Origin of the sequence: Novosphingobium ovatum (assembly GCF_009909235.1) — a bacterium.
GTDB classification, from domain to species: Bacteria; Pseudomonadota; Alphaproteobacteria; order Sphingomonadales; family Sphingomonadaceae; genus Novosphingobium; species Novosphingobium ovatum.
Genome location: NZ_JAAAPO010000001.1, coordinates 558,981 through 585,882, shown reverse-complemented (window position 1 = coordinate 585,882; position 26,902 = coordinate 558,981). Strand labels below are relative to the sequence as shown.

The window sequence follows — 26,902 nt, the reverse complement described above, 5'->3', positions numbered from 1 at the left end:
GGGCGAGCGTCGCGCGGACGGGCAAAACCTGCTCCAAACAGGCGTGGCCCGGCCCCACGCGCGAGAGGGACACATGAACGGCACTTTTGACTATATCATCGTGGGCGCAGGGTCTTCGGGCTGTGTGCTGGCGAACCGGCTGTCGGCCGATCCGCGCGTGCGGGTGGCGCTGCTGGAGGCGGGCGGGAATGATTCCAGCCCGCTGATCGCCATTCCCAAGGGCGTGGGCAAATTGGTGCTGGACCCGCGCCACGCGTGGCATTTCCCCGTGGCCGAGGCGCGCGTCCCCGGCGATCCGGCCAGCGAGGTGTGGATCCGGGGCAAGGTGCTGGGCGGATCGTCCTCGATCAACGGGATGATCTGGATCCGCGGCCAACCCGAGGACTACGACGACTGGGAAGCGCGCGGTGCCAAGGGCTGGGGCTGGGCCGAGATGAAACAGGCCTTCCGCGCGATCGAGGACCACGAGCTGGGCGATGATGGCGTGCGCGGCAGCGGCGGCGCGGTGCATGTCAGCACCGGCAAATACCGCTACCCCCTGTCCGAAGCCATGGTGCAGGCCGGCGTCGAGATGGGTCTGGACCGCCGCGAGGACCTGAACCGCGAGGATCAGGAGGGCGTGGGCTATTACAACCACAACATCAAGCGCGGCCGCCGGGTGAGTTCGGCGCGCGCTTTCCTGAAACCCGTGCGTGGGCGCGCGAACCTGACGGTGATCACCGGGGCGCTGGTGGATCGCGTGCTGTTTGACGGCACCCGCGCCGTGGGCGTGGCGGCCAAAGTGAACGGCGTGGAACAGACGATCCGCTGCCACGGCGAGGTGATCCTGTCGGCAGGCGCGATGATGTCGCCGGTCATCCTGCAACGTTCGGGCATTGGCGATAGCGCGCATCTGGCGGGTCTGGGCATCCCCGTGCTGGCTCATAGCCCCGATGTGGGGATGCGGATGCGCGAACATCTGGGCTTTTCCATGCCCTATCGCATCCGGGGCGATATCGGCATCAATCACCGCTTTCACGGGCTGGGGCTGGTGCGCAGCGCGCTGGAATGGGCCTTGCTGCGGCGCGGCCCGCTGGCCACCGGCCCGTTCGAAGTCGGCGCCTTTGTCCGCACCACGCCGCAGGTGGCGCGGCCCGATTTGCAGCTCTACCTTTCGGGCTTCACCTTTGCGCGGGGGGATGACAATTTCCCCGTGCCGCTGGGCAGCATCGAAAAGGTGCCCGGCATGACCATCTATGGCCAGTTGCTGCGCCTGACCAGCGAGGCCGAAGTGCGCATCACCAGCCGCGACATGGCCGCCCTGCCCCATGTCACCGCCAACTGGCTCTCCACGCCCGAGGACCAGCAGGCCGCGATCGACATGGTGCGCTATATGCGCCGCTATATGCAAACGCCCGCCATGGCGCCCTATACCGGCGAGGAAATCCTGCCCGGCGCCCATGTGCAGGACGACGCCGAGATCCTGCACACGGTCCGCCGCCTGTCGCTGTGCGGCATCCATGCGGTGGCCAGTTGCCGCATGGGCGATGATGCCTCCGCCGTGGTGGACGCGCGGGCGCGGGTCAATGGCGTGCAGGGGCTGCGAGTAGTCGACTGTTCGATCATGCCCAGCCCGGTGTCGGGCAACACCAACGCCCCGGCCATGGCGGCGGGGTGGCGCGCGGCCGATCTGATCCTGGCTGACGCCCGCGGCGGATAAGGGCATCCACTGATCCCTGGCAAAACCGCATATTTGCCATGTCTGTTCATCTTTGCCCGCGCCACCGGCCTGTTCCGGTCGGCGTGGGCAAAGGGGACATGCGGCGCGTCCCGTGCCGCATCCGCCACGCGCCGCAACGAATGGGGCGTGGGCAATGGGAACGGGATTTGGCCATCAGGGCTGGGTCGGGCTGGACCACCAGCCAGAAGCAGGCGTGCTGTCATGGATGGCGCAGGTCGAACGGGGCGAGCGCGCCGCGCAAGGGGCACTTTCGCGACTGGGCTTTCTGGCGCGGCTGAATTACGCCCATTTCTATATCCACCGCATCCGCAAACACTCGAATGACCCGGCATGGCTGGGCCGCGCGGCGCAGATGGAACGCTGGCTGACCGAGCCGCTGCACCCGCACCCCGCCCCGACCGAGCGCGCCCGCAAATATCTGGACATGGACTATCACGTCGAACGCGCGGTACTGGCCCCGGCCGTAGTGGGCGCGATGCGTGACGCGCTGTTCAGCCAGCCGGTCTATAATGATCCCTATATCCCCGGCTGGGAATATCGCGGCCATCCCGACCATTGCGCCCACCCGATGCTGTATATGGACCCGCAAAGCCTGATGCACAGCGCGCCCTTTCTGGCGATCTGTGCCAATCCCGACATCATCACCTTTTGCCGCGAAGTGCTGGGTCCGGCCGCCGCGATCAGTTGGGCGTGGAGCTGGATCAGCAACCCCACCGCGCAGAATTACCAGAACCAGAACTGGCACCGCGACAGCAGCGAGCCTTTGAACTTCATCCGCATTTTCGTGCCATTGGAAAATATCGCAACAATGGAGGACGGCCCGACCGCATTGATCCCGGGCACATCGGGCCACCGCGATTTCTATGATGTGCGCCGTTTCTCGGACGAAGAACTGGCCCCATTGCAACAGGCAAAGGGCGCGGGCGTGGTGATGGCCGATGTCGGCGATGTCTATTTCGTCAACACCTTCTCGATCCACAAAGGCGTGGCGCCGCGCAAAAGGCGGGCGATCCTGACGCTGCTGGCCTCGATCAACCCGTCGCACCGCACGCCCACGCTGCAACGCCTGCCGCTGACCCAGGTGCCAGAGGATTTGCGCGATTGCGTTGCGGCCAACCGCCGCTTTTTCCGCTATCTGGTGCGCTGATGGCGGCGGTCAAACTGGTCGTCTGGGATCTGGACGAAACGCTGTGGGCGGGCACGCTGGCCGATGGCGACACGGTCGCGCCCTTCCCGGCGCGGGTGGCGCTGATCCATGCGTTGAACGCGGCGGGCGTGGTCAACAGCATCTGTTCCAAAAACGATCCCGCCGCCGCGCAGGATGCCCTGCGCGCGCATGGACTGTGGGACGCCTTTGTCTTTCCCCACATCGCCTTTGCCCCAAAGGCCGAGGCATTGCGCAGCCTGATCGCCGCGATGCAATTGCGCCCGGCCAATGTGCTGTTCATCGATGACAACCGGCTGAATCTGGAAAGCGCCCGCGCCGCCCTGCCCGATCTGCAAATTCTGGACGCGACCGACCCGCAAACGGACACCGAGCTGCACGCCATTCTGGCCGCCCAACCCGCCGGCGCCCGCAGCCGGCTGGCCGAATATCGCGCACTGGAGGCCAAATGGCGTGACCGGGCCGCCTTTGCCCCTGCCGACGCCACCGGGGACGCTGACGAAGCCTTTTTGCGCGGCTGCGACATCCATGCCTGCGCCCCATTCCTGATGGACAATCTGGACTTTGCCCCGCGCATTGCCGAATTGATTAACCGTTCCAACCAGTTGAACTATACATCCAGCCGCGTCGAGCCCGATGCCTTGGCCGCCGCGATCATCGATGTGGTGGCCTATGACAGCTGGTCAATCTTTGCCTGGGACCGCTATGGCGACTATGGGCTGGTCGGCTTTTGCATGGTCGATCGGCGCAGCAAGGCGCTGATCCATTTCACCTTTTCCTGTCGGGTGATGCATATGGGGCTGGAACGCTATGCCATTGCCCAGATCCGCCAGAAACAGCCCCAGACCGATTTTGCCGTGCTGGCCGGTCGGGTGCCGCTGACGCCGGTGGATTGGGTGCGCGATGTCTCGTTCCATGCCCCCGATGTGCGCGCCCGGCTGATCGCCATGCTGCGCCCGGACGCCGCCGATACGGCGCAGGACATCCGCGTGATGTTCGATTGCCAATCAGGCGGCATCGCCCATTTCAGCCAGCACCGTGCCCGCATGGATTTCGACAACGCCCCGCGCCTGTTCGCGCTGCGCCACATCCTGCCCGGCTGCACCGAACACGAAGGCCTGCCCGATCCCACCTTTGCGCCATTGCTGATTTACGGCACCGGGGTGGATTATTCCGATCCGCGCTGGAAAGATCTGGTCGATCTGGTGCAAGACGGCAGCCTGTTTGCCGGTTGCGTGCAATTGCTGTGCCAGCGCGTGGCGCAGGAGGGCGCGCACATGCTGGTGATCCTGCCGCCAGAAGACGCCCCCGATGGCCATTACCGCCCCCACATGGGCCACACCCGCGCCCGCACCGCCCTGTTCAACCAGATCTGGCGCTATGAGGCAGCGGCCTATCCGCAAGTGACCCTGTTTGAACTGACCGGATTTGCCGATGCCAGCGACATGCCGGACGTCAGCCATTACTATGCCGGTTTCCTGCAAAGGCTGGCGGGGGTGGTGGACGATTGGATCAGCGCCCAAGGCCGCCTGACGCAGCCCCAGACCCACTCCCGCGACGCGGCCTGAGCCTGCCGCCCCATCGGGGGCAAAAAATGCGCCTCTCCGGCGCTTTCCCGCCCTTGTCGCTGGGCGCAACCTTGTGCATTAGGGCGCTTGGACGGGAATCGACGAGGCGGCATGGGCTCGCCCCGGCGCAAGTGCGCGGGGGTTGACGGTCATGCTGTTGGCCAATGCGGTTGCCGCCCACGGCCACCCATCCTTGCCCCTGCCCTGCCGGAGCCTTGTGCGTTGAATAAGCTGTTCCTTGTGCTGGACCGCACACTGGCGGTCTTTGTCGGTCTGGGCATGGGACTGGTGATCGGCCTGTCCTATGGGACCGAGGGACACCCCTGGCGCCTGTTGACCGAGGGAGGGAGCAAGGCCGAGCCGCTGCCCGGCCCGATCCAGCCTGCCTCGGCCTCGGTATCGGCCTGCCCTGCCGCCCCGTTGGCCTCGGGCAATGTCGCCAACGCCTTGCGTGAAGGGCGCGCGCTGCATGTCGGCGTGTTCGGCGACAGTTTCGGCGAAGGTCTGTCGGCCGCGACGCATAACACGCTGATCCGCGACAAACGCTTCATCGTCCACGGTTTTGCCAAGCAGTCCACCGGCTTTACCCGCTACCGCTCGCTCAACCTGCTGGACGATGCCACGGACAAGCTGAACCGGCAAAAGATCGACATCGCGATCATCTCGTTCGGGGCGAATGACACGCAGGGGATCTGGGCCAACGGCCATGTCGCACCATATATGAGCGAGCCGTGGAAGCAGGTGATCAAGGATCGCGCGGGCGATCTGGTCCACCTGTTGCAATCGCGCGGCGTGGTGGTGGTGTGGGTCGGGCTGCCGGTCATGCGCAACCCCGATTTCGACCGCCAGACGCGGGCGATGAACGCGTTTTACAACGACACCATGTGCCAATTGGGCGTGCGTTACATCAACACCCTGCCCGCCAGCGTGGATGGTCAGGGTCGGTTCAACACCTTTCTGACAGACCCCAAGGACGGCCAGCGCTTTCAGGCGCGCGCCATGGATGGGGTGCATATGTCGATGCGCGGTTACCGCATGCTGATTGATCCGCTGCTCAAGGATATGCAGTCGCTGAAATTCGCCGGTGGCGTGGGGCAACCGGCCGCCGCGCCCGAACGCGGGCAGGAACGCGGCCGGGGCCATGCGCAGCCGCATGATGCCAGCCAATCGCCAGACCACGCACGCGGACCTTCGCCGGCGTGATCGCGCCACGCTGGGCCTTGGCGGCGGGGCGCGGCCTGCGGCGGGCCGTGGCGGCGGCGCTGATCGGCGGGGCGGTGCTGGGCCATGGGCTGCACGCGCAGCCCGGCGTTGTGCCCCCGCCCGTGAGTGATCCCTATGGCCGGGTGATCTCGCCCGCCGAACCGGCCTATGTCCCGCAAACCCCGGCAGAGGTTGACCGCCTGCCTTGCGCCGAGCGGTTGTGCAACGCAGGCGCGCTGGCCCCGTTTTTGCGGCGGCTGCGCAATGGCGGCAACACGCCGATCCACATCCTGCAAATCGGCGATTCACTGACCATTGGCGACATGATCCCCAATGGCTGGCGCCGCCCGCTGCAACTGGCCCATGGCGCGGCCGGGCGCGGGGTGATGCCCGCGGGCAAACCCTTCACCGGCTTTATCAGTTGGGGCGTCACCGCCAGCCAGAGCGTGGGGTGGAGCACCAGCGCGATCTATCGCCCCGGCCCCGCCCTGCCCGTGACGAGCCCCATCGGCATCGCCGGTTTCACGCAAAGCACCAGCCTGTCGGGGGCCAGCATCGCCTATCGCGCCGATGATCCGGGCAACCGGTTCGACCGGGTGACGGTCTGTGCGCTGACCGGCCCGGGCGCGGGGGGCTTGCGAGTCAGTCTGGGCGATGGGGTGCTCAACCCCTTGCCCAGTGGCGAAGGCGCTTTGGCCGCGCCCTCATCAGCCTTTGCCGCCGCCTTTGGCATGCCCGCGCCCGCTACCCCATTGCGGGACGCGGCAGGCGGCACGCTGATCGACCTGAACACCACAACCCCTGCCGCGCGCTGTGTCGATATCGACAGCCCGGCGCTGGTCGCGGGCGTCACGATCACCACCACCAGCGATGCGCCCGTCACGCTGACGTCAATCGCGCTGATGCGGCGCGGGCCGGGGGTGATACTGTCCAATCTGGGCGTGGTGGGATCGCAAATGATCCACCACCTTCAGGCCAGCAATCTGGTCTATGCCATTGAAATGGCGCATTATCGCCCCGATCTGGTGGTCATCGCCTTTGGCACGAACGAGGCGTTCAATCCCCGGCTGGAGGCAGCCGCTTTCCGCAGTTCGCTGCGCGCCACCATCGCCCGCATTCGTGGCGCACTGGGGCCGGACACGCCGATCCTGTTGATCGCCCCGCCCGACGCCGCGACCCGTCAGATGGCCGTCGCGCGGATCGACACCGGCCTGTCGCATGCCTGTGACCGTGGGCTGATGGTGCCCGCAGGACTTGCCATGGTGCGGCAGGAACAACTGGCCACGGCAACCGAGCTGCGGCTGGGTTTCTGGAACGCGGGGCTGGCGATGGGCGGGCCGTGCTCCAGCCTGAGCTGGCAGGCGCAGGGGCAGATGCTGGGCGATCTGGTGCATATCAACCGCGCGGGCGGCGACCGCCTGGGCGCGATGCTGGCCGCCGATCTGGAATCCGCCGCCGTTTCGCCCGCCGCCGGCCCACAACGATGACCGTCCGCCTGTTTCACCGCGCCCGGCCCTGCCCGGCCCGCCCCAACGCCTGAGCCGCCTGTCCAATGCTGTTTCCCACGCTTGCCTTTCACCTGTTCTTTGTGGCGGTGTTCCTGTTTTCATGGAGCCTGCGCGGGTCCGCGGAATGGCAGATCGAATGGCGCAAGATCGGCCTGCTGGTGGCCAGCTGGATTTTTTACGGCGCGTGGGACTGGCGCTTTGTCAGCCTGCTGCTGCTCTCCAGCGCGCTGAACTGGATAGCGGGCAACGCGATCCACGCGAATGAAGGGCAACAGGGGCGGCAAAAGCTGTGGCTGACGGCGGGTCTGGTGTTCAATCTGGGCGTGCTGGGCCTGTTCAAATATTACAACTTCTTTGTCCTGCAACTGGCGCCCGTGCTGACCTCGATGGGGTGGGAACGCGATCTGCCGGTGCTGGAGATCATCCTGCCGGTGGGGGTGTCGTTCTTCACCTTTCAGGGGATCGGCTATCTGGTGGACATCTATCGGCGCGACACGCCCCCGGCGCGGTTGCTGGATCTGACGCTGCTGATGTGCTTTTTCCCGCATCTGCTGGCCGGGCCAATTGTCCGCCCCACCCATCTGATCCCGCAGTTCCAGACCGCCCCCCGCCTGACGCGCGAGATGGTGGCGATGGGGCTGTTGCTGATCGTGTGGGGCGTGTTCAAAAAGGCGGTGATCGCCTCGGAAATCTCGATCGCCTTTGTCGACCCGCTGTTTGCCGACCCGGCCAAGCATGGCAGCCTTGATTTGCTGCTGGGCGCCTATGCCTATGCGGTGCAGATCTATTGTGACTTTTCCGCCTATACCGATACGGCGATCGGGCTGGCGGCGCTGCTGGGATACCGTTTCCCGCGCAATTTCGATCAGCCCTATCGCGCGGCCAGCTTGCAGGATTTCTGGCGGCGCTGGCACATCTCCCTGTCCAGTTGGCTGCGCGATTACCTGTATATCCCGCTGGGCGGATCGCGGCACGGGCTGGCGCGCACCTGCCTGTCGCTGGGGCTGACGATGGTGCTGGGCGGGCTGTGGCATGGGGCCAGCTGGAACTTTGTCATCTGGGGCATGATCCATGGCGGCATGCTGATCGCCGAACGCCTGTGGAAGGAATTCCGCCCCGCCAACCTGCCCCATGTGCCGCACTGGCTGGGAGTGGTGTTCACCTTTCACATTGTCACGCTGGCGTGGATCTTTTTCCGTTGTGCCAGCTTTGCCGACAGCATGGCCTATCTGGGCGGATTGGCGGCGCTGGCGCCGGGCGCGGTGACCGCGGGGCCGCTGGTGGTGGGGCTGATGCTGCTGGGCATGGGGCTGCATTTTGGCCCGCCGCGCCTGATGCCCGCCATCGCGCTGCGGCTGCGTCTGGCACCGGCTTGGGCGGTCGCGCTGCTCTTGGCCGGATGCCTGATGCTGGTCGAGGCGATGCGCCCCGATGGCGTCGCGCCGTTCATCTATTTCCAGTTCTAAACACCGGGGAGGACACGCGATGAGCAAGAACCGCAAGACGCCGACCCGCCCGGCGCGCAAACCATTGAAGGCCAAACCCCGCATCGCCCGCCCCAAGGCCAAGCCGGTTGAGCTGGAAGCGGACGTGGCAGCGCAAATCGCGGCCGAGATCGACACCGCCCCACCAGCCCCCGAACCCGAACCAGCCCCGGCGCCCGCGCCCAGACCCGCGCGCGTTGCAGCCTGTGGCCTGCCGTTTGGCCATTCGCCGGTGGACATTGGCGATCCCCGGATCGAGGAAGCGCCTTTATGGGCCGCGCCGCGTGTGTCGGCGCTGCGTTGGGCGCTGGGGATCATGCTGATCAGCCAGCCGGTGCTGTTGCTGGGCAATACGCATGCGCTGACCAATTGGGCCAATCAACAGCCGGTGACGCCCTTTTCCGCGCCGGTGCTGACCGCGATCCAAAGCTGGCATGATGCCACCGCCCGCTATGGGCTGGATCAGCCGGTGGCGCGGGGCGCGGCGACGTGGCGCGCCTTGCGTGAGGCGCGCTGGCCGGGGCAGCCGCCTGCCCGCCCCGACCAAAACGGCTGAACTAGGCCTCCTGCGCCACCATCCGTTCCACCAGGCGGTTGAACAGCGTCACGGCGCGGTCATGCGCGGTGGGCATGATCGGTCGGGACGGATCGCGGGCGATTACCTTGGCCTGCGCCTCGATCATCACCTTGTCCTCGGCAAAAGCCTGTGCGGCCAGCGCCATCATCCCGTCGCGCATCGCCACGTCGCCATGTGCCCGGTGCGGCCCCCAGTTGAAGAAATAGCGCGCCGTGCCATCGCTCATCGGCGTCACCGCCTGGCTGGTGTGGTTCAACCCGGTCAGCGCCGCGCCCTTGTCCGGCACGCCAAAATCCAGCGCCACCGCCGTCCCTACGGCATAGCTGGCCGACCACATCAGCAACACGCCCGGCAGCAGGAAATCATAGCACATGTAATTGTCGTAAAGCTCAGGCGCACTGCGGGCGCGCTGGGCAGGCGTGTTCTGCGTCCAGCGCGAAATCCGCACGCCGCGCGCCAGCGGCTCGATCACCGGCAGGCTTTGCGCGAACACCGGCCCGGCCTGAAAACTGGCCGCGTGAACATAGGTCAGATGGCTGAAATCCAATAGGTTATCGTTGATCAGCCGGGCGGGCGCATCATAATCCAACTGGCCGTGACCCAAGATGTAATCGCCATCGTCATAGCCCACCGCCGGCGGAATCAGCGCCACATCGGCCAGCGACGGATCGCCCATCCACACCCAGATCCAGCTGTGCCGCACCATGACCGGATAGGCGCGGACACGGGCCTGCGGCGGGATTTTCTCCTGTCCGGGGATTTCGCTGACCACGCCATCGGGGCCAAACAACAGCCCGTGGTACATGCAGCGCAGATTGGCCCCCTCGCACCGGCCCAGCGAGAGCGGCGCGTGGCGGTGGACACAGCGGTCCTCCAGCGCATGGACATCGCCCGCCCCATCGCGCCAGATCACCAAAGGCTGGTTCAGGATGGTGATCGCCATTGGCGTATCCACCGCCAGATCCATCTCCCACCCGGCGACATACCAGACATTGCGCGCATAGGTCATTGTGCGGCCTCCCGTTCGGCGCGTTCGGCATCCATCATGCGTTGCAGCGCGCGGCGGCCCAGCACCGCCGTGCCATCGCTTTTCAGCATCAGTTCGCTCGGCAATTCGTCCAGTGTGGTGATGATCTTCTCGATCTCGACGGTGGCGAAAATGTCCTCGGCCAGAACGGGTTTCAGATATTCCACCGCGTCATCCACGCTGTCCCGGTCAGGGCTGGCCATGCCAAAGAAATAGTTGGTGGTGGTTTTGGTGGCCGGTGTCACCGCGTGCCACACCCGGCTGGAGCGCAACAACGCACCCGCGCGCGGTTGGCCCTCTGCCACGCGCACATCGCCGATCCCCGCGTGGAACCCCGGAAAGTGGAAATCCATGCCCGAAATCCGGTCAATCGGCCCCTCGACCCAGCCGCGCTCCTGCATCACGGGCGGGGGCGGCGTGTTGCGCATATAGCGGCGGCTGCGGATATAGCGGTCGGTCACCTCGCGCTCTTCGGGGGTGGCGGCGTCATCGGGCGTGCCGATCGAGCTGGCGTGCAAATAGCCCAGATGCGTCAGATCCAGCAGATTGTCGTTGAGCAATTGATAGCGCCCCTCGACATGATGGTAATAGAACGGCCGGGCGTAATAGCCGGGCAGGTCATAGCCGATCTCGGTCATGTCAGGGATCAGGCTTTCATCCGCCTTGTCCGGGTCGCCGGGCCAGATCCACGCCCACAGGCCGCGTTCGACCAAGGGATAAGCGCGGATGCCATAGACGCCCGGCACGGTCTGCTGACTGGGGACAAAGGTGCATTTGCCGCCCGCGTCAAAGGTGATGCCGTGATAACCGCATTGGATCGCGTCGCCCACCCGCTTGCTGGCGCCCAGCGGATAGTGGCGGTGCGGGCAGCGCCCCTCCACCGCCACCGCGGTGCCATCGCCCTTGCGGTACAGCACCACCGGCTGGTTCAAAATCCAGCGGCTGAGCAGCTCTTCGCCGATCTCGTTGCAAAAGGCGGCCACGTACCAGCCGTTCGCGGGCGCATAGCTGCCCGGGGTAAATGGATACATCACGCTCTCCCCTACCGGTCTGGCGGGATGGAGACGCAGCGTTTATGTCTCCGTCCGAACAGCGCCGCCGGCTTCTCTAACACTGTTAGGCGATTCGCCGGATATGGTCAAGCACAGGACAACACACCCATGCCCGCCACCCCGGCAAAGGCGAAAAAAGCCGCCCCCGGCATCACCCGCGAAGGCGTCATCGCCACCACGATCGCGCTGCTGCACGAAGAGGGGCCAGAGGGCCTGTCGATGCGCAAACTGGCAACCCGGCTGGGGATTTCCGCACCGACACTCTACTGGCACTTTCCGGACAAGGCCGCACTGATGGCCGCCGTCATGGAGCACCTGTTTTCCAGTTGCCTGACGCGCATCGGCGCCTGCAACAGCGCGACCGAATGGCTGCGCGCCTTTGGCCGGGCGATCTGGCAGGTGCAGTGCGAAACGCCGCATGTCCCGTTGCTGATCCTGTCCACAGAGCAAAGCGCGGACGGCTATGATCGGATGCAGGCGGCATTGCGCGGCGGATTGGCACCCTTTGCCCGTGACGCGGCGGATATGGAGCGGCTGATGCAGTTGCAGGCGGCGGTGCAGTCGCTGGTGACCGGCTGGACCACGCTGACCCAGGGCAAGGGCCGCCGCCTGAGTGCGCAATATGATGTCGAGGCGGTGGCGATGCGCAGTCTGGACGCGCTGATCGCCGGTTGGCCGCAGGGTTAAAGCGCCGCCTTATTCGTGATGGGCGCCCTCGACAATGTCGGCGTCCCATTCCATCTGGCCCAGATCCGCCCGTACAAAGCCGCGCACATCCCCATCCCGGCCCTCGCCCACCTTGGCAACGAAATCGGGGTCACCGATCAGCGCGCGCCCCACCGCCAACAGGTCAAACTCACCCGCCGCCATCCGCCGCTCGGCCTCGGCCATGGTTTCGGCCACGCGCGGGCGCGGTTCGTCGCTGCCGGTGAAGGTGGCCATCACGTCAATATCCAGCCCGGCGCTGCCCACGGCGATCACCGGCTTTCGCGTGAACGCCTTCAGCCACCCGGCCAGCCCACGCGGATCGCCCTCCCACTCGGGCGTCCAGAACCTCCGGGTCGAGGCATGGAACACATCCACCCCCGCCACCTCGAAGGTCGTCGCCAACAGCGCCAGATCATCAGGCGTTGGCGCGATGCGGGCGGTGTAATCCACCTCTTTCCATTGGGAAAAGCGCAAGGAAATCAGAAAGTCCGGCCCACAGGCGGCGCGCACCGCGGCCACCACCTCGGCCGGAAAGCGCAGGCGGTCAGCCATGACATCCCCGCCATAGCCATCCTCGCGCCGGTTGGTGCCTGCCCATAAAAACTGGTCCAGCAAATAGCCGTGGGCGCAATGCACCTCGACACCGGCCGCGCCGATATCCTGCGCCCGCCGCGCCGCCGTGGCATAGGCCTCGCGCAGCTCCACCAGTTCGGCCAGCGTTGCCGCGCGGCCATTGTCCTGCCCCGGCCGCGCCAGACCCGAAGGGCTGATCGTGCCGCCATCATCGGCCCGGCGCAGCGCGCCCTCGTGCCACAGCTGGATCAGCAAATGCCCGCCCGCATCGCGCACGCCCGCCACACAATGCGCCCATGCGGCCTGTGTATCGGCGGCCATGCGCGCCGCCGCCGGTTGGCACGTGGCCGAGGGGTGATCGATCGCACAGCTTTCGCCGATGATCAGCCCCACCCCGCCCTGCACCCGCCGCCGGTAATAGTCTGCCAATGCGGGCAAAGGGGCACCCGCAGCGCAGGCCCCCCTTTGCATCGCGGGCATGACAAAGCGGTTGGCCAGCGCAACGCCCCGCGCCGCCCATGGCGTGAACAGCACCGATCGCCCGATGCGCGCGCCTTCCGCCTGTGTCATGCCCGTTCCCTCCGCGATCAGAAGTTGCGGCGGACCGAGACCGACCACTCACGCGGGCGGCCCAGCACGCCGGTCACCACACCATAATTGCTGGCGTTTTCGTTCACGGCATTCATGTAATATTTGTCGAACAGATTGGTGACGCCCAGGCTGACGCTCCACACCTTGTCCGCCGGTTCATAGGTCAGGCGCGCGTTGAACAGGCTGCGGCCCGCCACATTGTTCAGCGGCAGATTGACCGCGTTGTTGTAGAAGCTGGAACGATAGTCCCAGTCCAGACGCGGCGTCAGGCTGCCCCCGGCAAAGGGCATACGATAGGAAATCCCCGCCGATGCCTGCCATTCGGCGTTGAATGGCGCCTTCATGCCGGCGGTCACGCCGGTGTTCGGGTCCACACGCCCATATTCAAAGTCCAGATAGCCGATATTGGCATCAATGCTCAGCCCCTCGACCGGGCGCAGCGAGGCCTCCAGTTCCAGCCCCTTGACCTTGGCGTTGCCAGCATTGGCGCGCAGCGAGCAGGGGCTGGGCGAAACGCTGACCGGGCAGACATAGAGCGTCATTTGCATGTCGCGGTAATCGTTATAGAACGCCGCGCCATTCAGCCGCAGCTTGCGCCCGAACAGGTCCGCCTTGAAGCCGATTTCATAGGCCGTCACCTTTTCCGGGTTAAACGACCGCGCCTGATCGGCAACATAGGGCGTGGGACTGATGCCGCCGCCCTTGAACCCGGTGGACACCTGCGCATAGGTCATCAGTTCCGGGCTGAAGCGGTAGTTCAGGCCAATGCGCCAGTCGACCTGCCCCTTTTTATAACGGCCAGCCACACCATCCAGCCCCGCCACCAGAAAGTTCTGCGGGAAGATCAGCCGTGCCGGACCGCCCAGCGGCAACGCCACCCACGATGCCGGATAGCTGGTGCCCGCCACATCGACGAAAGGCCCAGCCGTCGGCAACGACCCGTCGGTGTTGTAGCGGTGGAAGGTATAGGTCTTGTCGTCATGGGTATAGCGCAAGCCACCGATCAGGTTCAGCTTGGGCGCCAGATGCCATTCGGTATGGGCAAAGACCGATACGCTTTCATTGCTGACCGGGTCATTGGTCAGGAAGTCCATCATCACGCTGGGGATTTCCACCCGCATCGCCTGACGGTCGCTGGCCTTGTAATAATAGCCGCCCAGCGTGAAATCCAGCAGCCCGCCCATCTTGCCCGACAGGCGCAATTCCTGCGTGAACTGCTTGTGGCTCATCCGCACGCTTTCGGTCAGGATATCCAGTGGCGAGCCGTCGACATCGATCCCGGCCTCACCCTTGGCCTCGCGGTAGGCGGTGATCGATTTCAGCGCCAGGCTCTCGCTCAGCTTGTAATCGATGGCCGCCGACACGCCCCAACTGTCCGCGCTGGAGGTCGGGCTGGCGCAGAAACCGGGCGTCACCTGATAGGGGAAGCCAAACACGGTCGTGTAATTGCCGCCGTTGCAATAGCTGGCGTATGAAGTGTAGCTGCCGGCAGGCGTGATAAAGCGGCTGTCGAACGGCACGCCCCCGGTGGGATTTGCCGCGACATAGCTGCGCACCGCGCTGTTGTTGGCGTACAGCAGCTTGGTCGCCACGGCCTCGGACTTGTCAGTCGAGACGTCAGCCGAAATGTTGACCTCCCACGGCGAACCGGCAGGTGCGAAACGCAGCGCGGCGCGCAGCGCCTTGACGTTGCCGCCACCTTCGCTGCCGGTCTGGCAATTGCCACCCGACCGCGCCTGCGAGGCAATACCGCTGCCCGGATTGGCACAGCCATAATCCAGCAGCTTCATGTACCCTTCGCTGCCCTTGGCGATGCCCGAAATGCGGACGTACCAGCCATCGGCCAGCTTGAAATTGCCGCTGGCGCGCAGGTCATAGCGGTTGAAGCGGCCATAGGTCGCCTCGACATAGCCGGTGTCGGTGTCGTTGGGCTTCTTGGTATACAGCTTGAGCGCGCCGCCGATCGAGTTCTTGCCCGCCAGCGTGCCCTGCGGCCCGCGCAGGATTTCGGCGCGTTCCAGATCGGTCAGATCCATCACCGCGCCAAAGGTGGTGCCGTAATAGACATCGTCGATATAGATGCCAACGCCCGGTTCCAGCGCGAAATTCGAGTCATTCTGGCCCACGCCGCGAATGAACGCCGACACCGCGTTGCCGTACAACGAGCTGCCCTGCGAGATGTTCACATTGGGCGCGAACTGGCCCAGATCGGCGATCGAGCGCTGATCGCGCGCCTGCAGCGTGGTGGCCGTCACCGCCGTGATCGAGAGCGGCGTATCCTGCAACCGCTGCGAGCGGAACTGCGCGGTTACGACGATTTCGGCAGTGGTGGGGCCGCTGGGCGCCTGCGCCATGTCATACCCCGGCGAGATTTGCGCCTGCGCGCCGGTGGCGAGGCCACCTGCCAGAGCAATAGCCAGCGCACCCGCGCCGGCCCGGAATCGAGCCATGCTGGTTGTCATCTTCCTCTCCTGTGATCGCCGGATTGTTCCGGCTGATTCTGAGGCTCAGACTATCAGTGCTAAATAAACCCGCAACCAAAATCGTATCAGATGTTAGAATGGTATCCAGACCACCCGCCCCGCCCCATCAGTAGTTCACCGCAATCCCCTTGACATAGCTGTCCAGCGCAAAGGCAAAACCATAGGCCGGCTCGTGGTAGGAGGCCATAAAGGCATAGGTTTCAGGCCGTTGCTCATAGATCACCCAGCCCAGCACCAGACTGATCAATCCACCCGCCGCCGCACTGGCCACGCGTGGGGCAAAACCTTGTTGCAACAACGGGCCCATCAAACGCGGAAAAACCTCCTCGCGCACACGGTCACTGGGCGGGGCCAGTGTGGCAATTATGCCGCTATCCCGGTTGGATAGCAGCAAACCGTGCTGTCGCATCGCCATGTCGTGCAGCCACTGCTTCCAAGGCAAATTCTCGTCCACCCCGTCAAAGCTGTGACGCAACAGATGCTCCATCATCAGCGCGAACAGCTCCTCCTTGCTCTTGACGTGCCAGTACAGCGCGGGGCTCTTGACGTTCAGCGCGGCGGCCAGTGCGCGGGTGGACAAAGCCGCCACCCCTTCGCGATTAACGATCGCCCAGGCCTCGGTGGTGATGCGCTCGACATCCAGCCCGCGCTCGTCGCGGCGGGGGCGTCCGGCACGGCTTACTCGCTTGACCTCCAAAACACGCTTCCTTATCGTCGATAAATATAAACACGCGGAACCATACCGCGATTCGCAGAGGATGGCCCATGAAAATTGAACGCGTGCCAACCGTACACTGTCTGGTTGGCGAAGGCCCGCTATGGGATGAAGCCGAACAGGCGCTGTATTTCATCGATATCGTGGGCAAGGCGGTGCACCGCTATGACCCCGCCACCCAACAGACGCAAAGCTGGGATACCGGCGCGATTGTCGGCTCGATGGCACTGCGGCGTGATGGCGGAGCGATTGTCGCGCTCAAGGATGGGGTGCACACGCTGGATTTCACCACCGGCGCGGTCAGCATGCTGGCGCCAGCCAGCCATATCCACCCCCGCGCCCAGATGAATGATGGCAAGGTGGACCGCGCGGGCCGCTTTATCGTCGGCTCTGGCGACAGCGACATTGGCGACTGCCAGCCCTATGGCACGCTGTACGCACTGGACGCGGACCATGCCTTGCGCGAACTGGATCGCGGCATCGCCATCAGCAATGGGCCATGCTGGTCGCCGGACAATCGCACCTTGTACTTTTCGGACAGCCTGCCGTATCATATCTATGCCTATGACTATGACATCACCACCGGCACGGCGCACAACCGCCGCCTGTTTGCCGACACGCGCGATCTGGGCGGGATCCCCGATGGCGCGACGGTCGACGCCGACGGATTGATGTGGATCGCCATCTGCGAAGGGGCAAAGGTGGTGGCCTATCGCCCCGATGGCGGGATCGAGCGGATCATCGACATGCCCATCGCCGCGCCCAGCAGCGTGATGTTCGGCGGGCCGAACCTTGATGAACTCTACGTCACCTCGATCGATCTGGCGCTGTTGCGGCGGCCCAATGATGGCGGGGGGGACACCTTTGTCATCACGGGCCTAGGCACACGCGGCATTGCGGAGCCGCGCTATGCCGGGTGACCGGCAACCCGCAAAGCCGGCTGATAGCCCCAGCGCGCCTGGCCTGCCATGGGGCTCGCTGCTCTTGGTGCTGACCATCGTCTTCATCAACTTTGCCGGCTTCAGCCTGATCATCCCATTGCTGCCGTTCTATGGCGCGGCGCTGGGTGCCAGCCCGGTGCAGATCACGCTGTTGTTCGCGGCCTATTCGCTGGGCGGGGTGTTTGGCGAAACGCAATGGGGCCGCTTGTCCGACCGGGTGGGGCGGCGCCCGGTGCTGATCGGGGCCACGGCCTGCGCCGCGCTGTCCTATGGCGCGTTTGCCTATGCGCCGGATCTCTACAGCGCGCTGGCGATCCGGGTGGCAACGGGGTTCTTTTCGGGCGTGATGGGCGTGTGCGCGGCCTATGTCGCGGATGTGACCCAGCCACAGCAACGCGCCCGCGCGATGGGGCTGATCGGGGCGGCGCTCAATCTGGGCTTTGCGATTGGGCCGGCGATGGGCGGATTGCTGGCAACGCCCGCCGATGGGCTGGCCGGATTTCGCCTGCCGATTCTGGTGTCGGGCGCGGTGGCGCTGGGCGCCTCGGCGTGGAGCGTGTTTGTCCTGCGCGAAAGCCATCCGCCCGGCGCGGTCCGTCCCGCCACCGATTTTGGCGCAGGCTTCCGGGTGGTCGGGGCCAGCCCCTTGCTCGCGCGGCTGTTTGCCATCACCTTTATCGGCATCGGCACCTTTGCCGGGATGGAGGCGGTCTATGGCCTGTGGACGGCGCGCAATTTCGGCTGGACCACGCATGAGGTCGGGCTGGCGTTCATCGCGGTGGGCGTGGCGGGCTTTACCGTGCAGGTGACGGCCATCGGCCCGGCCACCCGCCGCTGGGGCGAGGCGCGGGTGATCATCGCGGGGCTGTGCGTGCTGGCGGCCTCGATGGCGCTGATGCCGGTGCTGCGCGCGCCTTGGGCGGCGGTGGCGCTGATGGCCAGCCTGATGATGGGCCACTCCATCGCCTTTCCCAGCGCGGGCGGGCTGATTTCGCGCAACACGCCGCCCGCCATGCAGGGCGCGGTCAATGGCCTGTCGATGGCCACCAACGCGCTGGGCCGCATCTGTTTGCCGCCGCTGTTTGGCGCGATCTATGCCATTGCGCCCGACGCGCCCTATGCCGCGGCCACCGCGCTGGTGGCGCTGGCCGTGGTGATCGCCGCGCAGGTGTGGCGGCTGACTTCCTCCAATCAAAAGGCTGGATCATGACGATATCTCCCGCAGCGTTGAAGGCCGCGCTGGCCGATTGGCGCGCGGCGCTGGGGCGTGACGCGGTGTTTGACACCGCCGATGACCGCGCCGCCTATGCCGACCATTATTCCCCGGACGAGGCCACCCACATGCCCGGCGCGGCCATCGCGCCGGCCAACACCGCGCAGGTGCAGGCCGCCGTGCGCATCGCCAACCGCCATCGCATCCCCCTGTGGCCGATCAGCCGGGGCAAGAATTTTGGCTATGGCGGGGCGGCCCCGGTGCAAAAGGGCGCGGTGGTGCTGGACCTGACCCGGCTCAAGGCGATCAGCGTCGACGCGGACGCGGGCACTGTGCTGGTCGAACCGGGGGTCGGCTTCTTTGACCTCTATGACCACCTGCAACAGCGCCGCCTGCCGTTCTGGCTGTCGGTGCCGGGCAATTCGTGGGGATCGGTGGCGGGCAACGCGCTGGACCGGGGCGTGGGCTATACCCCCTATGGCGACCATTCGGCCCAGATCTGCGGGCTGGAGGTGGTCCTGCCCACTGGCGAGATCTTCCGTACCGGCATGGGTGCGATGGCCGGATCGCCCAACTGGCAATTGTACCGCAACGGCTATGGCCCCGGCTGGGACCAGATGTTCTGCCAGTCCAATTTCGGCATCGTCACCAAACTGGGCCTGTGGCTGATGCCCGAGCCTGAGGCGGTGCTGGGTTACGACATCGAGTTCGACAAGCCCGAAGACCTTGGCTGGGCGGTCGACACCATCGCCCCCTTGCGCCGCGAAGGGATCATCCGGCAATCGCCCTCGATGGGCAATTGGCTGCGTTCGGCCGCCGTCATGACCACCCGCAGCCAGTGGACCGACAGCAAAGGCCCCTTGGGCGAGGACGTGATCACCGCCATCCGCCGCAAATTCGACATCGGCTGGTGGAGCGTCCAATTGCGCACCTATGGCCCGCTGGACATGGCCGAGGCCGCCCTGCGCCAGATCGAGCGCGCCTTTGCCGGCAAGCCCGTGCTGAAGATGAAGCCCAAACGCTGGGTCAAGGGCGATGGGCTGGAAGGCTCGCCCTTTTCGGGCGTGCCCGTCAGTTTCCCGCTGGCCAACGCCAATTGGCACGGCGGGCGCGGCGGGCATGTCGGCTATTCCCCGGTCCTGCCGATGAAGGGCGATCTGGCAATGGACCAGTTCCGCCGCACCTACGCCCTCTATCAGCAATATGGCATGGACTATCACGCCAGCTTTGCCTTTGGCGAAAGGTCGATCACCAACGTCAACCAATTGCTGTTCGACCGCGATGACAGCGCGATGATGGGCCGGGTGGACGCGATGTTCCGCGCATTGGTGGCCGACGCACAGGCGCATCATTACGGCGAATACCGCACCCATATCGAATATATGGATCTGGTGGCCGACACCTATGACTATGGCGGGCACGCGCTGCGCCGGTTAAACGAGCGGGTGAAGGACGCGCTGGACCCCAACGGCATTCTGGCGCCGGGCAAAAGCGGCATCTGGCCCGCCACCAGCCGCGCCCAATCCAAACGAAAGGCAAAGTGATGAACCGCAAGGGGTTAGCGGCACTGGGTGCCATCATGCTGGGCGTGGCGGGTATGGGCGCGGCGGTCGCGCAATCGCCCGCCCCCTCACCCACCCCGGCCCCTGCGCCTACTGATGGCGGCACGCAGATCCGCAACGCCACCGGCGGGGCGATGCAGGACCGCTCGTCACGTTCGGCCCCAGAGGCGCTGTTTGTCGCAAAATGCGGCATGTGCCACCGCCAGATGGGCATGGGCACGGTGATTTTGGCCCGCCGCATGGCGCCTGCCATCGCCATGCTGGAGGCGCGCGACGACCTGACCCCCGACCTGATCCGCGCGGTGGCCCGCAACGGCATGGGCAACATGCCCCGCATCCCGCGCGGCGAAGTGTCGGACGCGCAACTGGCCACCATCGCGGCCTATCTGAGCAAAGGGAAAAAGTAGCGCCCATGCAGAGCTATCACGGCGCCTGCCACTGCGGGGCGGTGACATTCACCATCCGCACCGATCCGGCCCACAGCGTGCGCTGCGACTGCTCAATCTGTCGGCGGCGCGGGGGGATCATGCTGCGCTGTGACGCGGCCGATCTGGACATCCTGTCAGGGCGCGAGCATCTGGCCACCTATCGATTTGGTACACAGGTGGCCCAGCACCATTTCTGCCGGGAATGCGGCGTCTACACCTTTCACCGCATGCGCAAACTGCCGGATAAATACGCGGTCAACGCCGGGTGCCTGACCGATCTGGACCTGACCAGCCTGACCCCGATCCTGATAAAGGGATCAGAGGTTTAGCGCCGCAATATCCACCGCCGCCGCATGGGCGCTGGCCCATGCCCATTGGAAGTTATAGCCGCCCAGCCAGCCGGTGACATCCACCGCCTCGCCGATGGCGTACAGGCCCGGCACGCCCTTGAACGCCATGGTTTTGGATGACAGGCCATCGGTGGCGATGCCGCCGGCGGTCACCTCGGCCTTGGCAAAGCCTTCGGTGCCGGTGGGGTGGAACGGCCAGTCGGCCATCCGCCGCGCCGCCGTCAGCAACACCTTGTCGGTGATCGCCCCCATCTCGCCCGACAGGTCCAGCCGTTCACACAGCGCCTGCACCAGACGGTCGGGCAAAGCCTCGCCCAGAATGCGGCGCGGTTGGGCGCGGGGATGGGCGCGCTTGGCAGCGGTCAGCCAGTCCTCGGCCCGGCCGGGGGTAAAATTCACCGCCACCGCCTGTCCGCGCTGCCAATAGGATGAGATTTGCAAAATCGCCGGACCCGACAACCCGCGATGGGTGAACAGCGCCGCCTCGGCAAATTTGGCCTTGCCCAATTCGGGGTGGCTGGTGCGCACCTCGACCGGGGCGGCCACGCCCGACAATTCGCGGAACAGCGCTTCCTCTGGACCCAGCGTCAACGGCACAAGCGCCGGGCGCGGCTGCACCACCTTTTGCCCGAATTGCCGTGCCAGATCATAGGCAAAGCTGGTCGCGCCCATTTGCGGGATCGCCGGACCGCCCGTGGCGATCACCAAAGCGCGGGCAACAGCCACACGCTCACCATGGGCCACGCGGAACAGGCCATCGCCATGGGCCACCTCGCGCACCGGGCAGGCCAGCGCCAATTGCACCCCGCCCGCCTCGCACTCGGCCAGCAGCATCGCCACGATCTGCCGCGCCGAACCATCGCAAAACAGCTGGCCCAGCGTCTTTTCATGCCAGGCGATGCCGTGTTTTTCCACCAGCGCCAGAAAATCGGCGGGCGTATAGCGCGACAGGGCCGAACGGGCGAAATGGCGGTTTTGCGACAGATACCGATCATGGGTCGCGCCCAGATTGGTAAAGTTGCAACGCCCGCCACCCGAAATCAGGATCTTCTTGCCCGGCGCTTCGGCGTGGTCGATCACCAGAACACGCGCACCGCGCTGACCGGCAAGAGCGGCGCACATCAAGCCCGCCGCCCCCGCGCCCAGCACGATCACATCATGTGTCGCACCACGCTCCATTGCCGTCAGTAGCCGCCGCGATCCCCACCGGCGCTGCGCGGACCACGCGGGGCGCCACGGCTTTCGCCGTAACCACCGCGTCCACCGCGACCGCCCTCACCGCCCGGGCCCCCACGACCGCCGAATTCACGGCCGCCCTCGCGGTTGCCACGCGGGCCGCCCGAACCACCGGGACGAGGCCCACGCTGCGGACGATCATTGCCACCACGCGCATTCGTGCGGGCGACTTCGCGCGGAGTGTCGGGCGACAGCTCGATGTGGATGCCGCTCTCGTCCTCGGCGCCTTCCTGCGCGGTGCGGGCCAGCGCGGCACTGAACCGGGCGGCGATCGCATTGGGGATCTGGAAATGCGTCTGATTGGCCGAAATGCGGATCGCGCCGATTTCATTGCGCGACACATGGCCACGGCGGCACAGCAACGGCAACAGCCAGCGCGGATCGGCGTTCTGACGGCGGCCGATGTCCATGCGGAACCACACCACCTCGTCAAAGCCTTCGCGGCGGCGGCCACGTTCGGGCATTTCGCCCGTGTCGGCCATGTCCTCGGGCTGCGGCAGGGTGGCCATATGGGCGCGCACCAGCGCCAGCGCCAGTTCCTGCGGGGTCTTTTCGGCCAGCAGGCGCTCGGCGGTGGCCAGCTCGTGCTCGCTCGGCTCCTCGACCGTGGCGATCATGCGGCCCAGCATACGCTCGGCGTCACGCTCGCGGATGGCATCGGCGCCGGGCACCGGCACCCATTCAGCGTCAATGCGCGCGCCGCGCAGCATCATTTCCACCCGGCGACGGCGCGGATAAGGCACGATCAGCACGGCCGTGCCCTTGCGGCCGGCGCGACCCGTGCGGCCCGAACGGTGCTGCAAGGTTTCAGCGTCACGCGGGATTTCCACATGCACCACCAGATTCAGCGTGGCGATGTCGATGCCGCGCGCGGCAACGTCCGTGGCCACACACACACGCGCGCGGCCATCGCGCAGCGCCTGCAACGCGCGGTTACGCTCGTTCTGGCTGTGCTCACCCGACAGGGCAACGGCGGCAAAACCGCGCTCGTTCAGCGTGGCGTGCAGGTGGTTCACATTGTCACGCGTGGCACAGAACAGCATCGCCGTCTCGGCCTCGTGGAAGCGCAGCAGGTTGACCACGGCATGTTCGATGTCGGACGGCGACACGGCCATCGCCTGATAGGTGATGTCGCCATGGCCCTGACGCTCGTCGATGGTCGAGATGCGCAGCGCGTCGTTCTGGTAACGGCGGGCCATCGCCACGATCGGCTTGGGCATGGTGGCAGAGAAGAGGAACGTGCGGCGGGTTTCGGGGGTCGCGTCCAGCAACTGCTCCAGATCCTCGCGGAAGCCCATGTCCAGCATCTCGTCGGCTTCGTCCAGCACGACAAAGCGCAGGGCCGACAGGTCCAGCGCGCCGCGCTCCTGATGGTCGCGCAGACGGCCCGGCGTGCCGACGACGATATGCGCGCCGCCATGCAGCGCGCGGCGTTCGCGGATCGGGTCCATGCCGCCAACGCAGGTGACGATGCGCAGGCGGGCCTGGGCAAACAGCCACTCCAGCTCCTTGGACACCTGCAGCGCCAGTTCGCGCGTGGGCGCCACCACCAGCGCCAGCGGCGCGGTGACATAGCCGGGGCCACCATCGGCCAGCAAGTCATTGGCCATCGCCAGACCAAAGGCGACCGTCTTGCCCGAACCCGTCTGGGCCGAGACCAGCAGGTCACGGCCGGTGGCTTCGGGTTCCATCACGGCGGCTTGGACGGAGGTAGGCTGGGCGTAACCCTTTTCAGTAAGGGCAGCGACAATCGGTTCGGGCAAAGTCGAAAAAGGCATGCAGCACTCGGCAATAGGGGGCTGGCGGCGCCAGCACCGGGGAAGAAAAGGATAACGGCGGTAGAGCAGGCGCAGTCCTTCACGCGCCTGACGATTCCGGCCTGTCGCTATCCGTTCGACCCTGCCAGAAGCGCCGCCCCTTAGACGTGTTTGCCCAAATGCGCCACCCCCTGAATTCACACAGGGGTCAATTAATCCGTGCCGCTTTGGGATTGGGGGGTGTGGCGGGGTGGCTGATCTGGACAATCGCCCCGCCCCGCGCCAAGGCAAAACCATGTCCAGCCCCGCCCAGCCCGCGCCCAAAACCCACGCCTATCGCCCCGATATCGACGGGTTGCGGGCGATCTGTGTCGGGGTGGTGGTGGCCTTCCATGCCTTTTGGCGGCGCGATTTTGGTGGCTTTGTCGGGGTGGACATCTTTTTCGTCATCTCGGGCTATTTGATCAGCGGGATCATTCTGGACGATCTGGCGGCGGGGCGGTTCAGCTTTGCCGGGTTCTACGCGCGGCGCGTGCGGCGGATCTATCCCGCGCTGGTCCTGGTGGCGGGGGTGACGCTGGCGGCGGGCTGGCTGCAATTGTTCGACGACCACTTCCAGCAATTGGGCCGCCATGTCGGCGCGGCGGCCGGCTTTGTCAGTAACATCGTGCTGTATGGTGAAAGCGGCTATTTCGACGCGGACAGCGACGTCAAACCGCTGTTGCACCTGTGGTCGCTGGGGGTCGAGGAGCAGTTCTACATCCTGTGGCCATTGGCGCTGGCGGCGGCATTTGGTTGGCGGCGGGGAAATGGCGCGATGGGGCGCGCGGGCTGGGTGCTGGGCGTGGCCCTGCTGGCCTCGCTGGCGCAGGCGGTACATCTGATGCGGGTGGACGCCTCGGCGGCGTTCTATTGGCCCACGCCCCGGTTCTGGGAAATGCTGGCAGGCGCGGGGCTGGCCTATGCCGCGCGGCGCTGGCGGCTGTCCGATGGCGGATGGGCAGGCCATGGCCTGTCGCTGGGCGGCATGGCCCTGTTGGCCGGCAGCCTGATCTGGATCACGCAGCGCGTGCCCTTTCCGGGGTGGAGCGCCCTGCCCCCGGTGCTGGCGGGGGTGATGCTGATCGGCGCGGGGCCGCAGGGCTGCGCCAACCGCTGGGCGCTGTCACTGCCGCCGATGGTGTGGCTGGGGCGGATCTCCTATCCGTTGTATCTGTGGCACTGGCCGGTGCTGGTGCTGGCGCGGACATCAGGCTTTACCGGGCCGGGGGCGATGGCAGGCGCGGTGGGGATCGCGGTGGCGCTGTCATGGGCCACCGCCCGCTGGGTTGAACCACCCCTGCGCCACGGCGGACACGGTACGGTCAAGACATGGGGCCTGCTGGGCGCGATGGCGCTGCTGGGGATCGGCGGGCTGGCGGTGGGCTATGGCGGGGGGCGTTCGGCCACATCGGCCACCAGCGCGGCGGCGGCCCGGCAATTGCAATGGCAGATCCCCGTGGGCAGCCCGGCGCAGATCGCCGCCTGTCGCGCGCTGATGCCCGAACGCGCCGCGCTGCGCGGGGGTGAGAACGACTTTTGCTATATCGCCCATCCGGGGCGGGCGGCAGACGTGATGCTGGTGGGCGATTCGCTCAACCTCTCACTGTTTCCGGGGCTGGCGGCGCGGGGGGACATGAACGTCTTGGTCGCCGCAGCCAGCGAGGCCGCGCCGCTGTATGACACCACCACGACCGAGCGGTTCGACACCACGCGCCTGAACAACTGGCGGTTGACCAATCAGGCGCTGGACCATGCGGCACAGACGCCCAGCGTCCGGGTGGTGGTGCTGTCCTATGTGAACGGCGACGCGCTGACACAGCCGGGCGCGATGCACGCCATCACCGACCGGCGCGGCGGCAATGTGGTCCCCGCCAACAGTGTCGATCAGGCCCGCGCCCTGTTCACCGCCCGCCTGCGCGAAACGGTGGAGCGGCTGACCAGCGCGGGCAAGGCGGTGGTGATCGTCCTGCCCAATCAGCGCATGGATTTTGAAATCGCCGATTGCCTGAACGGCCTGCGCCCCATCCACGCCGCCCCCACCCACCCTTGCGCGGCCACGCCATCAACGGCGCGGGCGGCCTATGCCGGCTGGGTGCGCGCCGCGGTGGCCGGGCTCGACCGCGTGACGCTGATGGATCTGGGCGATAGGCTGTGCGCGGGGCACACCTGCCCGGCCATGCGCCAAGGGCAATTGCTGTACCGCGACCGCGTACATCTGTCGGATGACGGGTCGCGGCTGGTCGCGCCGTCCGTGGCGGCGGTGATCCATCATGCAGCCATGGCGAAATAATACAAAACACATGCATCAAATAACCAAAACGGAAAATGACAGGTGATACCCAAGTATTAAACAAACCAAACAAGCAATTTACATCAATTCGTTTTAAGCCCCATCTTCCCATAGAGGGAAATACGTGATCATATTGCAACGCGACATAACTGGGCAGCGATTCGCAGCCCCGCTGGAGTCCGGCATGAGGAAAGCGGCACTCGGAACATACGGCTATATCATCGCACATTCGGCGTTCATCGCGTTGTTGACCATTGGTCTGTTTTTCCTGGCGGGCTGTGACGCACAGGTGGACAAGGCCCGCGCCGCCGATGGCGCCCGCATCCTGCGCGTTGCGGTGATTGGCCCGGCCCGCGCCGACTGCCTGTCCGACAGTGATCGCTGGCCCGCACGCCAACGCGCCTATGCCCAACGGTTGAGCCAGAGCATGGGACTGGCCACGCAGCTATGCGCCTATCCCACGCGGGAGGCGGCGGCCACCGCCCTGTCCCAGCGCGAGGTGGATCTGGCGCTGCTGGAACCGCTGCGCTGACGGACCGGACGGCACCTATCGCCCTGAACAAACCGGCGCGCACCACGATTGCGCGCGCGGCGATGCGGTTGCCTGCCAAATATCGGCCTAAACTACGGCGCTTCCCATAGATATCGCCTCGGCAACTGTAAATTGCGCCTGACATATACCCCCATCCGGCAACGGACTGGGGAAATT

At 65.9% G+C, this 26,902-nt stretch carries 22 protein-coding genes; 15 read left to right on the top strand and 7 right to left on the bottom strand.

The window, feature by feature from the left end; all coding sequences use genetic code 11:
- Positions 1 to 73: 73 nt before the first annotated feature.
- From GTZ99_RS02570 to GTZ99_RS02540, 7 genes are all read left to right on the top strand, one after another.
- Positions 74 to 1,699 (top strand): GMC family oxidoreductase, encoded by a 1,626-nt coding sequence (locus tag GTZ99_RS02570; protein ID WP_161716705.1) that lies wholly within the window; start codon positions 74 to 76, stop codon positions 1,697 to 1,699.
- A 154-nt stretch (positions 1,700 to 1,853) separates the two neighbouring features.
- Positions 1,854 to 2,867 (top strand): phytanoyl-CoA dioxygenase family protein, encoded by a 1,014-nt coding sequence (locus tag GTZ99_RS02565; RefSeq protein ID WP_161716704.1) that lies wholly within the window; start codon positions 1,854 to 1,856, stop codon positions 2,865 to 2,867.
- On the top strand, positions 2,867 to 4,453 hold the full coding sequence (locus GTZ99_RS02560) for an HAD family hydrolase (RefSeq protein ID WP_161716703.1): 1,587 nt from the start codon (positions 2,867 to 2,869) through the stop codon (positions 4,451 to 4,453). The genes GTZ99_RS02565 and GTZ99_RS02560 overlap by 1 nt, the downstream gene beginning before the upstream one ends.
- A gap of 222 nt (positions 4,454 to 4,675) precedes the next feature.
- Positions 4,676 to 5,656 carry a DUF459 domain-containing protein gene (locus tag GTZ99_RS02555; protein ID WP_161716702.1) on the top strand — a complete coding sequence of 327 codons (981 nt, stop codon included), beginning with the start codon at positions 4,676 to 4,678 and terminating at the stop codon, positions 5,654 to 5,656.
- Positions 5,653 to 7,143 (top strand): GDSL-type esterase/lipase family protein, encoded by a 1,491-nt coding sequence (locus GTZ99_RS02550; RefSeq protein WP_161716701.1) that lies wholly within the window; start codon positions 5,653 to 5,655, stop codon positions 7,141 to 7,143. The genes GTZ99_RS02555 and GTZ99_RS02550 overlap by 4 nt, the downstream gene beginning before the upstream one ends.
- 65 nt (positions 7,144 to 7,208) lie before the next feature.
- On the top strand, positions 7,209 to 8,630 hold the full coding sequence (locus GTZ99_RS02545; RefSeq protein ID WP_161716700.1) for an MBOAT family O-acyltransferase: 1,422 nt from the start codon (positions 7,209 to 7,211) through the stop codon (positions 8,628 to 8,630).
- 19 nt (positions 8,631 to 8,649) lie between these two features.
- Positions 8,650 to 9,204 carry a hypothetical protein gene (locus GTZ99_RS02540; protein ID WP_161716699.1) on the top strand — a complete coding sequence of 185 codons (555 nt, stop codon included), beginning with the start codon at positions 8,650 to 8,652 and terminating at the stop codon, positions 9,202 to 9,204.
- 1 nt (position 9,205) lies between these two features.
- Here the strand turns inward: GTZ99_RS02540 and GTZ99_RS02535 are convergent, their stop codons facing one another.
- Both GTZ99_RS02535 and GTZ99_RS02530 read right to left on the bottom strand, forming a co-directional pair.
- Positions 9,206 to 10,234: an aromatic ring-hydroxylating dioxygenase subunit alpha gene (locus tag GTZ99_RS02535; RefSeq protein ID WP_161716698.1), complete on the bottom strand. Its 1,029-nt coding sequence runs from the start codon at positions 10,232 to 10,234 to the stop codon at positions 9,206 to 9,208.
- Complete coding sequence (locus GTZ99_RS02530) at positions 10,231 to 11,283, bottom strand: aromatic ring-hydroxylating dioxygenase subunit alpha (protein ID WP_161716697.1); 1,053 nt, start codon at positions 11,281 to 11,283, stop codon at positions 10,231 to 10,233. Before GTZ99_RS02530 ends, GTZ99_RS02535 begins: the two co-directional genes overlap by 4 nt.
- 129 nt (positions 11,284 to 11,412) lie before the next feature.
- On the opposite strand from GTZ99_RS02530, the gene GTZ99_RS02525 reads away from it, so the two are divergent.
- Positions 11,413 to 11,991: a TetR/AcrR family transcriptional regulator gene (locus tag GTZ99_RS02525; protein ID WP_161716696.1), complete on the top strand. Its 579-nt coding sequence runs from the start codon at positions 11,413 to 11,415 to the stop codon at positions 11,989 to 11,991.
- Positions 11,992 to 12,000: 9 nt separating this feature from the next.
- On the opposite strand, the gene GTZ99_RS02520 is transcribed toward GTZ99_RS02525, so the two are convergent.
- The 3 genes from GTZ99_RS02520 to GTZ99_RS02510 all read right to left on the bottom strand — a co-directional run bounded on the left by GTZ99_RS02520 (position 12,001) and on the right by GTZ99_RS02510 (position 16,356).
- The gene (locus GTZ99_RS02520) at positions 12,001 to 13,155 is read right to left on the bottom strand and encodes an oxidoreductase (protein ID WP_161716695.1); all 1,155 of its coding nucleotides are present in this window, start codon (positions 13,153 to 13,155) and stop codon (positions 12,001 to 12,003) included.
- Between the two features lie 17 nt (positions 13,156 to 13,172).
- The gene (locus GTZ99_RS02515; RefSeq protein ID WP_161716694.1) at positions 13,173 to 15,638 is read right to left on the bottom strand and encodes a TonB-dependent receptor; all 2,466 of its coding nucleotides are present in this window, start codon (positions 15,636 to 15,638) and stop codon (positions 13,173 to 13,175) included.
- A 127-nt stretch (positions 15,639 to 15,765) separates the two neighbouring features.
- Positions 15,766 to 16,356: a TetR family transcriptional regulator gene (locus GTZ99_RS02510; protein ID WP_161716693.1), complete on the bottom strand. Its 591-nt coding sequence runs from the start codon at positions 16,354 to 16,356 to the stop codon at positions 15,766 to 15,768.
- A gap of 68 nt (positions 16,357 to 16,424) precedes the next feature.
- Between GTZ99_RS02510 and GTZ99_RS02505 the strand changes: the two genes are divergently transcribed.
- Genes GTZ99_RS02505 through GTZ99_RS02485 form a run of 5 tightly spaced genes read left to right on the top strand, consistent with a single transcriptional unit; the run spans position 16,425 to position 20,847 of the window.
- Positions 16,425 to 17,294: an SMP-30/gluconolactonase/LRE family protein gene (locus tag GTZ99_RS02505; protein WP_161716692.1), complete on the top strand. Its 870-nt coding sequence runs from the start codon at positions 16,425 to 16,427 to the stop codon at positions 17,292 to 17,294.
- Complete coding sequence (locus GTZ99_RS02500; RefSeq protein WP_227711031.1) at positions 17,269 to 18,525, top strand: MFS transporter; 1,257 nt, start codon at positions 17,269 to 17,271, stop codon at positions 18,523 to 18,525. The genes GTZ99_RS02505 and GTZ99_RS02500 overlap by 26 nt, the downstream gene beginning before the upstream one ends.
- On the top strand, positions 18,522 to 20,072 hold the full coding sequence (locus GTZ99_RS02495; RefSeq protein ID WP_161716690.1) for an FAD-binding oxidoreductase: 1,551 nt from the start codon (positions 18,522 to 18,524) through the stop codon (positions 20,070 to 20,072). The genes GTZ99_RS02500 and GTZ99_RS02495 overlap by 4 nt, the downstream gene beginning before the upstream one ends.
- Positions 20,072 to 20,497: a c-type cytochrome gene (locus GTZ99_RS02490; RefSeq protein WP_161716689.1), complete on the top strand. Its 426-nt coding sequence runs from the start codon at positions 20,072 to 20,074 to the stop codon at positions 20,495 to 20,497. The genes GTZ99_RS02495 and GTZ99_RS02490 overlap by 1 nt, the downstream gene beginning before the upstream one ends.
- Positions 20,498 to 20,502: 5 nt before the next feature.
- On the top strand, positions 20,503 to 20,847 hold the full coding sequence (locus tag GTZ99_RS02485; protein WP_161716688.1) for a GFA family protein: 345 nt from the start codon (positions 20,503 to 20,505) through the stop codon (positions 20,845 to 20,847).
- Here the strand turns inward: GTZ99_RS02485 and GTZ99_RS02480 are convergent.
- Both GTZ99_RS02480 and GTZ99_RS02475 read right to left on the bottom strand, forming a co-directional pair.
- Positions 20,836 to 22,047 carry a BaiN/RdsA family NAD(P)/FAD-dependent oxidoreductase gene (locus GTZ99_RS02480; RefSeq protein WP_161716687.1) on the bottom strand — a complete coding sequence of 404 codons (1,212 nt, stop codon included), beginning with the start codon at positions 22,045 to 22,047 and terminating at the stop codon, positions 20,836 to 20,838. The two genes, GTZ99_RS02485 and GTZ99_RS02480, sit on opposite strands and share 12 nt — an antisense overlap.
- Before the next feature lie 5 nt (positions 22,048 to 22,052).
- Positions 22,053 to 23,882, bottom strand: coding sequence for a DEAD/DEAH box helicase (locus GTZ99_RS02475; RefSeq protein WP_161716686.1), 1,830 nt, complete (start codon positions 23,880 to 23,882; stop codon positions 22,053 to 22,055).
- A 274-nt stretch (positions 23,883 to 24,156) separates the two neighbouring features.
- On the opposite strand from GTZ99_RS02475, the gene GTZ99_RS02470 reads away from it, so the two are divergent.
- Positions 24,157 to 26,193, top strand: a complete 2,037-nt coding sequence (locus tag GTZ99_RS02470) for an acyltransferase family protein (protein WP_161716685.1) — start codon at positions 24,157 to 24,159, stop codon at positions 26,191 to 26,193.
- Positions 26,194 to 26,377: 184 nt separating this feature from the next.
- On the top strand, positions 26,378 to 26,725 hold the full coding sequence (locus GTZ99_RS02465) for a hypothetical protein (protein WP_161716684.1): 348 nt from the start codon (positions 26,378 to 26,380) through the stop codon (positions 26,723 to 26,725).
- The last annotated feature ends 177 nt before the right edge of the window (positions 26,726 to 26,902 follow it).